At 38.1% G+C, this 13,496-nt stretch carries 9 protein-coding genes; 1 reads left to right on the plus strand and 8 read right to left on the minus strand.

Annotation, left to right across the window (positions count from 1 at the left end; translation table 11 throughout):
* Nucleotides 1-168 precede the first annotated feature (168 nt).
* Nucleotides 169-2,109: a hypothetical protein gene (locus FD16_RS01900; RefSeq protein ID WP_056938519.1), complete on the plus strand. Its 1,941-nt coding sequence runs from the start codon at nucleotides 169-171 to the stop codon at nucleotides 2,107-2,109.
* A 386-nt stretch (nucleotides 2,110-2,495) separates the two neighbouring features.
* On the opposite strand, the gene ffh is transcribed toward FD16_RS01900, so the two are convergent.
* From ffh to recG, 8 genes are all read right to left on the minus strand, one after another.
* The gene (gene ffh, locus FD16_RS01905; protein ID WP_010622109.1) at nucleotides 2,496-3,938 is read right to left on the minus strand and encodes a signal recognition particle protein; all 1,443 of its coding nucleotides are present in this window, start codon (nucleotides 3,936-3,938) and stop codon (nucleotides 2,496-2,498) included.
* Between the two features lie 12 nt (nucleotides 3,939-3,950).
* Nucleotides 3,951-4,292 (minus strand): putative DNA-binding protein, encoded by a 342-nt coding sequence (locus tag FD16_RS01910; protein ID WP_010622108.1) that lies wholly within the window; start codon nucleotides 4,290-4,292, stop codon nucleotides 3,951-3,953.
* A gap of 12 nt (nucleotides 4,293-4,304) precedes the next feature.
* A complete protein-coding gene (ftsY, locus tag FD16_RS01915) occupies nucleotides 4,305-5,639 on the minus strand; it encodes a signal recognition particle-docking protein FtsY (protein ID WP_010622107.1) in 1,335 nt (444 codons plus the stop codon).
* Between the two features lie 11 nt (nucleotides 5,640-5,650).
* A complete protein-coding gene (gene smc, locus FD16_RS01920; RefSeq protein WP_010622106.1) occupies nucleotides 5,651-9,205 on the minus strand; it encodes a chromosome segregation protein SMC in 3,555 nt (1,184 codons plus the stop codon).
* 14 nt (nucleotides 9,206-9,219) lie between these two features.
* On the minus strand, nucleotides 9,220-9,921 hold the full coding sequence (gene rnc, locus FD16_RS01925) for a ribonuclease III (protein WP_010622105.1): 702 nt from the start codon (nucleotides 9,919-9,921) through the stop codon (nucleotides 9,220-9,222).
* Nucleotides 9,922-10,058: 137 nt separating this feature from the next.
* Nucleotides 10,059-10,307: an acyl carrier protein gene (gene acpP, locus FD16_RS01930; protein WP_010622104.1), complete on the minus strand. Its 249-nt coding sequence runs from the start codon at nucleotides 10,305-10,307 to the stop codon at nucleotides 10,059-10,061.
* 40 nt (nucleotides 10,308-10,347) lie between these two features.
* Nucleotides 10,348-11,388 carry a phosphate acyltransferase PlsX gene (gene plsX, locus FD16_RS01935; protein WP_010622103.1) on the minus strand — a complete coding sequence of 347 codons (1,041 nt, stop codon included), beginning with the start codon at nucleotides 11,386-11,388 and terminating at the stop codon, nucleotides 10,348-10,350.
* 24 nt (nucleotides 11,389-11,412) lie between these two features.
* Nucleotides 11,413-13,449, minus strand: coding sequence for an ATP-dependent DNA helicase RecG (gene recG / locus FD16_RS01940; RefSeq protein WP_010622102.1), 2,037 nt, complete (start codon nucleotides 13,447-13,449; stop codon nucleotides 11,413-11,415).
* Between the last annotated feature and the right edge of the window lie 47 nt (nucleotides 13,450-13,496).

The following is a 13,496-nucleotide window of genomic DNA, read 5'->3' on the forward strand; positions in this document are numbered from 1 at the left end:
TTTTAACAATATTTTTTAACCTATAATTAAACACAACAGGTATTTGAATCCGATTACAATATTTTTAATATTGTCTTTTAGCCTAGTACAATACTGATATTTGTTGGCTAAAGATATAATAATTTATATTACGTTTCTACATTTTATACCCGACAAAGGAGTAAGGAAATGAAACTTGCCAACAAAATAGTTTCAGTAATATTTTTTTTACTGGCATTGTTACCCTTATTTTCATGGCTAATTATCAGTAAAACCAACTTCAGCTATATTTTTACTGGGATTACTTTGATAGTCACTACCGGAGTTCTTATTTTACTTGTTCTATTTAGATTAATTTTTATCTTTCTTTCATCCGTTTCTGAAAAAGTGAATAAATGGATTCTAGCTATTATATTGTTTATGATAATTATTGTTCAATTATGGCTATCCTTCCACTTCATTGATTACGGTAGAGCCGATTCATTTTATGTCCGTAATGAGGCCGTTGGGTTGAGTTCCGGTATTCATGAATGGAACAATTATTTTTACGTTTACAGCAATAATGTTAACTATACTGAATTTCTCGCCGGCTTAATAAGTGTTCTACATTTTTTAAAGTTCACGAATATTTGGCTTGTCATCAACATAATTAACTTTATATGGTTAGATTGCGGATTATTTGCTGCATTAAAAATAGTTTCATTAAAACATTTGAGTCCTGCAGCAGGCAATATTTTTAGTATTTTGTGGTTATTTAGTTTGCCTATATATTTTTTTGGTCTATTCGTGTATTCAGATGTCATCGCACTACCTGTGCCAATCATAACCTTTGCCTTGTGGATATATTTTGATACAAACGATGGATATAAAAAATACGCTTCTTTTGCTGTTATGGTTTTGCTGGATATTTTCAGCACACTCATTAAACCAAATATGATCGTCTTGCTGATTGCCGTTGGAATTATGATAACAACAAAGTTAATTAAAAAACAGTGGTCAAGTAAAACAATATTGACGTCCATGATAATTAGCATAGTTTGTGTTTTTATTGGAATTGGCACATTTCGATTAGAAAACAAAGTTTACAATTATCAGGATAGACCAAATGAAGAACTGCCAGCGACCAGCTGGATCGCTATGTCTCTAAATTTCTCAAACGAAGGAATGTATAATTTAACAGATGTTCGTAAGCAGATATCGTTACCAACTCATAACGCAAAAATAAATTCAGAAAAAAATATTATTAAAAAAAGAATTAAAATGATGGGTGCGTCAGGATTGCTGTTGCATTTCTTTCAAAAGTTATCTATTTTTCTGGGATCTGGAACATTTGGCGGAGAAAAATTAACATCTCAATGGGAAATTGAACCAAGTTGGTATAGAGAAAACCATCAGATATTAAATTTTCAATTTACCATAATTTCTCAAATGTTATTATCCTTTGTTTTTTTAAACTCGGCTATAGGATTTTTGAGACGGAGTTCCAACTATGATAATTTACTGCCATTGTTAATTTTTATTGGTTTATCAACTTTTCATATTTTTATTTGGGAAGTAGAAGCAAGATATGCTGTGCCGCTATACCCTCTTCTACTACTGTGGTGTGCCGATGGTATCGATTCACTTAAAAAAATTACGTTTAAGATTAGCAGATTTAATCAAGTTTTGCTGAGCTTTTGTCTTATTGCTTGTCTTGGGTTGCTGTCATTTATCACGCCTAAAGTATTAAATAATAGATTTTCTTCAACCGTCGTCGCAGAACAGGGAAACGGGAAATATTTTAGTGATGAAAATATAACCTTAAAGGCGAGAGAACGAGTATTTACAACAGTGAAAGTTCATGAAAAAAGCAATATTCTTAAGATATATGGAAACCACAATAGTACAAAGGTTTTGATTATTTTAACAATGGACGGTAAGACCATAAAAACAACGACAACCCGGTTATCTGAAGTTACGACAATGAAATACCCGAAACAGAATCCTGGAAAAATAACAATTGAAATAAAAAACTTGAGTAACCATGATACTTCATTAGGCGTTGTTCATTCCCATTATCCTGTGGATTCATTCCATATTAGAAATATTAAGAATACTTATCTGACATATTATATTATGTTCCAACAATAAAGTTTAGATAGTACTATCTATCATGAAATTAATAAAAGCCACAACCATTAAATTGGCTGTGGCTTTTATTATTATGGATAAAGTAGTTTTTATCAAACTATTAAATTCTTCATTATTACGTTCAGGTGAAGTGAGATTGTTTATTCATGGACCCTAACTTCTATTGAATAATTGTACACTAAGTACTGCGATTTCTTCAATATAGCAACATGGTCAGATGTTACGAACAAGATTGACAAATGAATATTTTTTTTGATACACAAACAACAATATTCGACCTTAAATTAATTATTTAAGTACAGTCAATTAAAATTATCTTGTATAACAAATATAAATTCAGTAAATCAGTATGTCTAAGCAACAAACTGGTTATTAAAACACTCAAATCATCTGCGCTTCTTATTCTTCTTCATACGTTTTTTCTTGTTCTTTTTCATCTGACGAGACATGCGTTTCATAGCTAAACCACTGAGTTTGCTACCACCACCGGGCATGTTACCACCCATTAGGTTTTCCATACCAGACATGTTACCGTTTGAGACTTGTTTCATCATCTTTTTCATTTGGTTGAATTGTTTGATCATGCGGTTGACTTCAACAACAGGTCGACCAGCACCGGCAGCCAAACGACGACGGCGACTTGGGTTTAAGACATCGGGATTTTCTCGCTCCTCAGGTGTCATTGAATAAACAATTGCCTTGATGTGTTCCATGTCCTTTGGATCAATGTTAGCGTTTTTTAATGCAGGGTTATTAGCCATTCCAGGAATCATCTTCATGATGTCTTCCATAGATCCCATTTTTTGAACCTGCGACATTTGATCAAGAAAATCGTTGAAATCGAATGAATTTTCTCGCATTTTTTCAACGGTCTTCTGTGCTTGTTCTTCATCAAAGTCCTTTTGGGCTTTTTCAATCAACGTCAGCATGTCGCCCATGCCAAGAATTCTAGAAGCCATACGATCTGGATGGAAGACGTCTAAATCATCCATTTTTTCGCCTTGACCAACAAATTTAATTGGTTTGCCGGTAACGGCACGAATTGACAGTGCCGCACCACCACGAGTGTCACCATCTAATTTTGTCAGGACAACGCCGGTAATATCTAATTTGTCGTTAAATCCCTGTGCAGTTTCAACGGCATTTTGCCCAGTCATTGCATCAACAACTAACAGAATTTCATCCGGGTCGGCTAATTTCTTGATGTTAGCCAGTTCATCCATGAGCTTCTCATCAATCTGTAAACGACCAGCCGTATCAATGATGACATAGTCATTGTGTTGGTCCCGGGCCTGCTCAAGACCTTGACGTACAATTTCAACTGGGTCTACATCAGTTCCTAGTTGAAAAACTGGCACATCAATTGATTCGGCAACCTGCTCCAATTGATCAATAGCAGCCGGACGATAAATATCGGCAGCAATGAACATTGGACGAGCGTTCTGATCATTTTTCAATTTTAACGCCAATTTGCCGGCAGTGGTAGTTTTACCTGCCCCTTGAAGACCAGCCATCATGATGATTGTTGGAATCTTTTCAGATTTGTTGAGGTCAACAGCCTCTTCACCCATCATTTTGGTTAATTCTTCATTAACTATTTTAACAATTTGTTGGGCAGGATTTAATCCCTTGAGAACTTCGGCACCTGCGGCTCGGGTTCTTACTTGTTTAACAAAATCTTTGACAACCTTAAAGTTAACATCCGCTTCAAGTAATGCTAAGCGAATATCACGCATCGTTTCGTTAAGGTCAGCTTCAGTAACCTTTGGCTTACGACGCAGTTTGGCCATTGTATCTTGTAATCTTTGTGTTAATCCTTCAAACGCCATAACTTACTCCAATCATTCTTCTTCAAGATTTTCTAAGTGAGCAACTAAATTATTTAGTTTTTCATCTTGAGGGTAGTTTTTTTTAACATATGTCTGAATTTCATCTGCTTGCTGATTACGAGCAACAAATTCGCTGTACAAATGTAGCTTACTTTCATAACCTTCAAGAATAGTTTCCGTCCGTTTAATATTATCATATACGGCTTGACGACTCACGGAAAATTCTTCGGCAATTTCACCAAGGGAAAAATCGTCACCGTAATAAAGTTGAATGTAGCTATCTTGTTTTTTGGTCAGTAACGGTTGATAGAATTCAAATAAAGAGTTAATTCTATAGTTTTTTTCAATTTCCATGGCAGTATCCTTTTATTTTGTTGGCTCGACGAGTCCCTTGAACAGTCCGTATACAAATTCGCTGGCATCGAACGCTTGCAAATCGTCAACTTGTTCACCCAAACCAACGTATTTAACTGGAAGATGCAACTCATTTCGAATAGCCAGTACGATTCCGCCACGGGCGGTGCCATCCAACTTGGTAAGTACAATGCCAGTGACATCTGTGCTCTCTTTGAACAATTTAGCCTGGCTTAACGCATTTTGACCGGTGGTTGAGTCTAGAACCAACAATACTTCATGAGGGGCGTCCGGAATCTCACGACTGATGATTCGTTTCATTTTCTCCAACTCATTCATCAAGTTAACTTTGTTCTGGAGACGGCCAGCAGTATCAACAAATAAAACATCGTAATTCTCTTTTTTTGCTTTGGATACAGCATCAAATACTACTGCAGCCGGATCACTTTTTTCAGGACCTGCAACGACGGGAACATTATCTCTTTTTCCCCAAACTTGTAACTGTTGTATAGCGCCTGCCCTAAATGTATCAGCAGCCGCAAGTAAAACTTTTTTACCTTGTTTTTGGTACATAGCTGCCATTTTACCGATGGTGGTTGTCTTACCAACACCGTTGACACCAACAAATAAGATAATGGTAGGGCCAGATTTAGCAAAATTAATTTCTGTGTGCTCATCCTTACCTTGCTGTTCATACAAATCGACCATTTTTTCAATGATCACGTTAGTTACATCCTGTTTGCTTTTGGCATTCTGTAACTTAACTTCTTCACGCAATTGATCACTGATTGAGACAGCCATTTCAAAGCCGACATCGGATTCAATTAAGGCCTCTTCCAAATTTTCAAAGAATTCTTCATCAACATGCCGAAAGTTGGCTAATAGTGCATTTAGTCGAGCACCAAATCCGGTCCTTGTCTTTTCAAGACCCTTTTCATATTTAGAATCTTGTTTCTCCTCCTCATCTTGAATTGGAGAATCGCTAGTTTCAGAATCGTTATCGGCGTTTGATTCTGAACTTTCAGATTGTTCTACAGTGTCTTCTTGTTGCAGTTCATCGGGTACCGGTTCTTCAATCGATGAAGCTGAGCTTTCTGCAGTTTCAGTGGTTTCAACGTCTTCTGTACTATTTTCAGATTCTATCGATTCTTCTTTACCAGGTTCGATAGTCTTTGAATTTGATGAGGTGTTATCTGGAACAGCTTCAGCGGCCGTTCTGTCTTCCCCAGTTGTTGGTTGTACCGCACTTTCAGACTTAATTTCAGCTGCAGAGCTGTTTTCTTCTTTTTGCTCTGACTGTTCGTCTGTTTTACGTGATTTGCGCTTAAAAATGTCAAATAATCCCATTAGTTTCCTCCTTATACTGGTACATCTTCCAGTGAGACCGAGACCATTTTTGAAACGCCAGATTCTTGCATAGTCACACCATACAGGACGTTAGCGTTCATCATAGTACCTTTTCGATGCGTCACAACAATGAATTGTGGGCCACGGCTTCCGTACATGCTTAAGTATCTTGCAAAACGATTAACGTTAGCTTCATCAAGTGCAGCTTCGGTTTCATCCAAGATTGCAAATGGTACTGGGCGAACTTCCAGGATTGCAAACAGCAAAGTGATCGCTGTTAATGCCTTTTCACCGCCGGATAGCAGACTCATATGTTGGTTCTTCTTGCCAGGCGGCTGAGCGATAATGTCGACACCTGTGGTTAATAAATCGTCTGGATCCGTCAATACTAATTTAGCTTGACCGCCACCAAACATTTGAACAAAGACATGTGAAAATGATGTTGCAATTTGGTGGAAGCTTTCGTTAAATCTCGTTTTAACTTCTTCATCCATTTCTTGCATTGTATCACTTAACTGTTTTTTAGCATCTAATAAGTCGGTTTGCTGATCATGCAGGAACGAATACCGTTTGTTAACTCGTTCGTATTCTTCAATTGAACCCAAATTAACTGGTCCAATTTCATCTAACCCACGTTTCAAAAGCTTGAGCTGTGAACTAATTTCGTTTAGGCTCTTGTCACTCAAATTTTGCTTCGCTTCTATGAAGGTCATGGAGTAATTCTCGGATAATCGATTTAGTCCTTGATCAATTTTTGACTCTAAAATCATGTTCTGTGAGTTAACATCGTTTAACTCATTTAGTGATGCTTGTTGTAGCTCTCGTAGTCGGTCAGCGTTTACATTTGCCTCTTCTAACTTAGATGACTGCGATGTAAGTTGCTGATCAATTTGGCTGAGATTTGATTGAGTCTCCGATTGTTGTTCAGTTAAATTCTTCAATTGCGTTTCAGCATTTTTACGTTCACTTTGTCGTTCTTCGATAGATTGATTAGCAATATCTGTCTGGCGCTTGATTGAATCTAGTTCATTGTTAATATCGTTGAGCTGTTCATTTAACTGTTGCCGGTCATCCTTAACGTGACTAACCTTTTCTTGAGCCACGGCAATCCACTGCTTCTTATCATTTAGTTGCTGCGTTCTCTTTGAGGAAGTTGACTGGACAGTTGATAAGTCATTCTTTGCCTCAGTGATTTGTTGCTTAATGTTTTCAATCTTGTCTTTGATCTCTTTTTCTTGATTATCATTGTCGGCGATCTGTTGGTCAAATGATTTGTGAGGATCACCATCCTGATTAATTTCATATTCTAACGCAGATAATTGACGCTTAGCCTCGTTACACTGATCAGTTAGTAACTTTACACTGCCATTAACTTCTTGAAATTGTTCATTAGTTTCAGCCACTGAATGACGCAGTTCATCGATTGTTACACTATTTGTCTTGCTAGCGTCTTCGTATTTTTGTACTCTCTCTTCTAGCTGTGTCGAACTGGCTTTAGCTGAACTCAAATCATTATCTAACTGTTCAATTTCTTGCTGTCGACTCAAAATTCCTTGACGCTGTTGTCGGTTTGCACCACCAGTCATTGAACCACTAGCATTGATTAGTTGGCCATCGAGTGTCACGATTCTAAATCGATGCTGGGTTTGACGGGCGATTGCAGTCGCATTATCCAGCTGATCGGCGATGATTGTGTTACCTAACAGATGGGTTAATACTACCTGTTTATCGTCTTCAGTGCTAACAATATCACTGGCTAGTCCTTGAAAACCCGGTAACGATTCCACCCGAGATAAAATTGAACGATTCGTAGAATAATTTGCCAATGTATCGATTGGCAGGATTGTTGCACGTCCCGCACGTTGACTGACCAAGTACTTGATGATTTGTTTACCGGTTGACTGATTATCAACAACTAGGTTTTGTAATTGAGCGCCAAGAACAGTTTCAACGGCCGTTGTGAATTTTGTTGGTACATTTATCAATTCCGAAACGGGCCCAAATAGCCCCTGGAACATTTGGCGATGTTGAAGTACCTGACGAACACCTTGGTAAAACCCAGTGTACTCAGTTTCCATCGACTTTAGACTGTTGATCCGTGCTTCAAGAGATTGGACTGTCGCTAATGATTGATACCAGGCCTTTTGCACCTTATCATAGCCGTACTTAAGTTTTTGTTGTTGACTAAGTTCGCCATTCAGCTGTTGTTTCAAATCGTCTAACTTTGACGATTCTGTGCCGTAAGATTCCTGCTTTGAAGTTAATTCTTGATTTAATTTAGATAATCGAGTTTTAATGGTGGCCTGTTGCCTGCCAACTTCTTCCTGTCGTTTTGCACTTTGTTCATGATTCCTGGTCAAATATGACTTTTGATTATGAACAGTTGTTAGTTCCTGCATTTGATCAACTTGTTGTCCCTGTAATTCTTCAATTTTTTGGTTCAGAGCGTCTGCCTGTTGTTGGGCACTCATTGAAGAAAGTTGATCGAGTTCTTCCTTCGCACTCTTAATTGAAGCAAGCTGTTCTGTTATTTGAGTTTCAACATTGCGTAATTGGTTTTCTACTGTTGTCTTCTGATCAACTAATTCGTCCCGGCGAGATTTCATCTGACTTAGATTACTATCCTGTTGACTTGAACGTTCATTGGTTAAATTAAGAGTGTTTTTGACATCGGCCAGCTGCTTAGTTTGTGTTAATAACGCTGATTGTAGCTGATCCTTTTTGTTAGTGAGCTCAGTTTGGATCTGCTTTAATTGATCAATTTTTTTGTTAGCTTCTGCAGTTTGAATCTCATACTGGCTAGCCATCTTCTTAGCACTTTGCTGTTGCTTTTCAATGGACTCCTTTTGCCTTTGATACTGTTCAATGTTTAGTACCGTTTTAGTTCGATCTAACAAGTCAAATTGAGATTTTTGATCCTTGTATTCACGCGCCAATGAGCTTTGCTGAGCTAAAGGTTCCAGCTGAGTTTCAAGTTCACTGATGATATCACTGACACGGTGTAAATTATCAGTTGTATCATTCAGTCGTTTTTCTGCCGTAGTTTTATTTTTTTTGTATTTGGCAACACCAGCTACTTCTTCAATGACTGCACGACGATCAGTCGATTTACCATTGAAGATGGCTTCAACTCTACCTTGAGAAATAATTGAAAACGATTCTCGACCAAGACCAGAGTCCATAAATAAATCAAGAACATCTTTTAAACGACATTCTTGACCGTTAAGCAAGTATTCACTATCACCATTTCGATAGAGTTTTCTAGTAATTTTGATTTCAGTGTAGTCACTGCTTAGGTAATGATCTTGGTTATCAAATGTAATCGAAACTTCCGCCCTATTAACAGGTTTACGGGTGTCAGACCCCGCGAAAATGACGTCAGTCATCTTCGAACCGCGTAAATCTTTGGCGGACTGTTCACCCATAACCCAGCGGATTGCCTCGATAATGTTACTTTTACCGCTACCATTTGGACCGACAATCCCTGTCATTCCTGGCATAAATTCGATTTTTGTTTTCTGAGCAAATGATTTAAACCCATTTAACTCTAAGGAAATCAACCGCATTTTGTTCTCTCACTTTACTTACTAGTTTTACGTAAATCATTGAGTGCAGCCTTGGCCGCCTCCATTTCCGCATGTTTCTTGGAAGTTCCAGTTCCGGAACCAATTTTCTGATTGTCTGCATACACGTTAACTGTATATTGTCGAGCGTTAGCAGGTCCCTCTTCCTTAGCAACCTTGTAGTCAATATCGACATCACCATTACGTTGTAAAAACTCTTGCAGACTTGTTTTGTAATCAACAGCATGGTCAAACCAGCCTTGATCAAGTTTAGGAAAAATAACTTTAGTAATAAACTTCTCAACGGCTTTTTTTCCTTGATCAAGGTAGAGCGCACCAATAAATGATTCAAAAATATCACAAAGTAAAGAAGACCGCTGACGTGCCCCAGCCATTTCTTCACCGTGTCCAAGACGAATGTATTTATCAAAATGACACTCAAGTGCGAATTTACTAAAACTGTCTTCCTGCACCATTGCAGCTCTTAGTCTAGTTAGTTCACCTTGAGGCATTTTGGGGTACCGTTGATAAATGTATTCCGAAACGGTCAATTGCAATACGGCATCACCTAAAAATTCAATTCGTTCGTAAAACTTGAGTCCCTGGTTGGGATGCTCGTTAACGTATGAGGCCTGTGTAAATGCTTCATCAAGTAATTCATGGTTGTTAAAATGAATATCAAAATCGTTTGCTAATTCATTTTCTAAGTCTTTAATCATCGCTACTCCCTTCTTTTGTTATAGTGCTTATTATACGTGTTTTGCAAGGATTGGAAAAGAGCTACCAATGTTTATAATTACAAATAAAAAAGCCACAACATTTTGTTTTGGCCTCTTTAAAATATTATACATTTATTTTACTTTGATGCTTGATGTGAGGCAATGTAATTAACAACTTCGCCGATTGTATTCAGCTTTTCGGCCTCATCATCTGAAATTTCGGAACCAAAAGTGTCTTCAACTTCAAGTACGAATTCAACAAAGTCAATTGAATCTGCATCCAAGTCAGTTTTGAGATTTAACTCATCAGTTACTTTAGCGCGGTCAATATCAAAATGATCCGCAACGATGTCACTTACTTTATCAAAAATTTCTTGTTTTTCCATAATTAATAACTGCTCCTAGTTTTCGTTTCACTGAAACAGTTTAGTCGTTTTCGGGCTGCTTGTCTACATTTTCCGTAGTTAATTCAGTATCAAAATATTCAACTGTTTGTTCAATGACTTTTGAATCAATCATTGTTTTAATTTGACTGATAGTATTCTTAACCGCATCAGCCTTAGACGCACCATGGGTTTTAACAACTGGAGATTTCAGACCTAGCAACACAGCACCACCATATGTTGAAGTCCCCATTACCTTTGCAATTTTACCAAACACTGGCTTTAACAGTAGGTAGCCGAGCTTTGCGCGTAAACCACCGTCCATGATACCATGCTTAATCAAACTCAGCATGGTTCTGGCAGTACCCTCAGTAGCCTTAAGTGCAGCATTACCTGTCCAGCCATCGGTGACAATTACGTCAGCTTGACCGGAGAGCATTCCACCAGCTTCAATATTTCCAACAAAATTTAAATCTTCGGTAGCATTTAACGATTGCCATACGTCTTTATGTAGACGATCACCTTTATCTTCTTCTTCACCGTTGTTTAGCAGTCCGATGCGAGGCTCTGAGACACCTAATACTTTTTGAGCGTAGAATTTGCCTAAGTATGCGTATTGAACTAGGTTGCGTTCCTTACTTTCCGCATTAGCACCAGTGTCTAAATAGACAAAATTGTTTTGTTTCAAAGCAGGATTAGGCACCGGCAAGATCGAAGTTAAACCTGGACGATCAATTCCCTTGATTCTACCAACAATAAATAATCCAGCCGCAAGTACTGCACCCGTGTTGCCAGCAGAGAAAAATGCATCTGCATCATGTTCTTTGACTGCATTTGCAGCTCTAACAATGGATGAGTCCTTTTTCTTACGAATTGCGCGGACTGGTTCTTCACCCATTTCAATTTCTTCGGTGGTTGCAATTACTTGGATGCGGTCGTTATTTTTAATTTGCTCATTGACTTTTTTTTCATCACCGAATAGTAAAAATTCAATATCAGGATATAAATCACGGGCCTGTTCAACCCCTTTAATAATTTCTTGGGGCGCATTATCTCCGCCCATTGCGTCTACAGCAATTTTCATATTTTTATTCCTCGTTTCTCGTTATTAATCGAAGTGCGTTTGTAACTGATTGCGTTTTAGATATGCAACTAATGGCATATTATCATCGACTGTGTCCCAATTTGGTGTTTGCAACAATGAAGCGGCATCATGCTGAGCAACTTCCAGCATCTTTAAATCGCCGACCGGATCACCAACTTTAAAGTCAGGAACACCAGACTGTTTTTGCCCCAGTACATCACCAGATCCACGTAATTCCATATCTTTTTGTGCAACTACAAAACCATCGTTTGTTTCAGTCATTGTTTGCATTCTTGCAGTGCCAACCTCATTTTTAGGATCGGCAATTAAAATACAGTAACTTTGTTGTTTGCCACGACCGACACGGCCTCTTAATTGATGTAGTTGCGCTAAGCCAAATCGATCAGCATCGTAAATCATCATTACCGTTGCATTAGCAACGTCGACACCGACCTCAATAACTGTGGTAGATACTAGCACTTGAATCTCATTTTGCTTAAATTGTTGCATCACGTCATCTTTTTCATCATTTGCAAGTCTACCGTGAAGCAGGCCAACCTTAAACTGTGGTGAAAAATATGATTGAAGTTGTTCATAGAGCTCAGTAGCGTTTTTAACGTCTAGAGCTTCTGATTCTTCAATTAAGGGCGTCACAATGTAAACCTGAGTTCCCTTCGATAGTTGCTCCTTAACAAAGTCTAAGCCAACACCTACCTGATTAGATCTAAGCCATCTGGTTATAATTGGCAGCCTGCCCTTTGGTAATTCATCGATAATAGATACATCCATTTCACCGTAGGCTGTAATCGCTAAAGTTCTAGGAATTGGTGTGGCAGTCATTGCTAGTACATCAGGATGGTTCCCTTTTTCACGAAGCTTTTGGCGCTGTCCAACACCAAATCGATGTTGCTCATCGGTAATAATTAAGCCAAGGTTAGCGTATTCAACGCTATCTTGAATTAAAGCATGCGTGCCGATGATTAAATTAATTGCGCCAGCCTTTATTTGTTTTGCCAACGCATTATGTTGTTTCTGCGTTAGGGTTCCCGTTAGTAAGCCAACGTTGACCGGCAAGTTATCAAATAGTTTGGCTAAGTTTTGGGCGTGCTGTTCTGCCAATAATTCGGTTGGAACCATCAAAGCAGCCTGATAACCAGCAGTGATTGTAGCATAAATTGCAATGGCAGCGACAATGGTTTTACCAGAGCCTACATCCCCTTGCAATAATCTATTCATCTGAATCGGTTGGCGTAGGTCACGGCAAATATCGTTAACAACTCGTTTTTGGGCGCCGGTTAATTCATAAGGAAGACTCTTGATAAAGTCTTTTATTTCATCATTATGATAAAGAATTTCTAAACCATTTCTTTTTTGATTAGCACGTTTGGTTGCCTGCAATCTCAGCTGGAATAAAAAAAATTCTTCATAGGCAGCTGTTCGTCTCGCCAATTTGGCGTTTTCATCACTAGATGGGAAATGCATTTCCTTAATCATTTCTCGTCTTTCCATTAAATGGTAATGTTCAATTAATGTATGTGGTAATAGTGTTGCGATTACTTCCTGATATTTTTTAAATGCTGTTTCAATATCTTTACGGAGGGTTGTCTGACGAACGTGCTTATTAACAGAATATACTGGACTAAATGACTTGCTATCATCATCACCGACGTTTACCAGTTTGCTTCCTGTCATTTGACGTCGCTGACCGTCCCATTTGCCGAAAATAGCAACATCGTTACCTAATTCAATTTTTGATTTGAGATAAGGCTGATTAAAAAAGGTAACGCCAACGACTTCTTTATTGACGAGTACTCGAAAGCTCAGGCGATTTCTTTTGTAGCCGAAACGTGCAATTACAGGTTCTGACATCACAGTTCCTTTGATCGTCATTTTTTCTTGATCTTTGGCATTATCAACTGATTGAACTTCAAAGTTATCATAGCGAAGCGGATAGTATGTCAAAAGATCTTCAATTGTCAAAATATTTAAAGAAACTAAGTTCTCAGCTGATTTAGGACCGATACCCGTTAAATCGGTTACCGAATCTTGAAGACTAATCATGCCATCCTCCTTTGGTTATATAAAATGCAAAAATGACCGAGTGAAAA

Origin of the sequence: Paucilactobacillus suebicus DSM 5007 = KCTC 3549 (assembly GCF_001434475.1) — a bacterium.
GTDB lineage: Bacteria > Bacillota > Bacilli > Lactobacillales > Lactobacillaceae > Paucilactobacillus > Paucilactobacillus suebicus.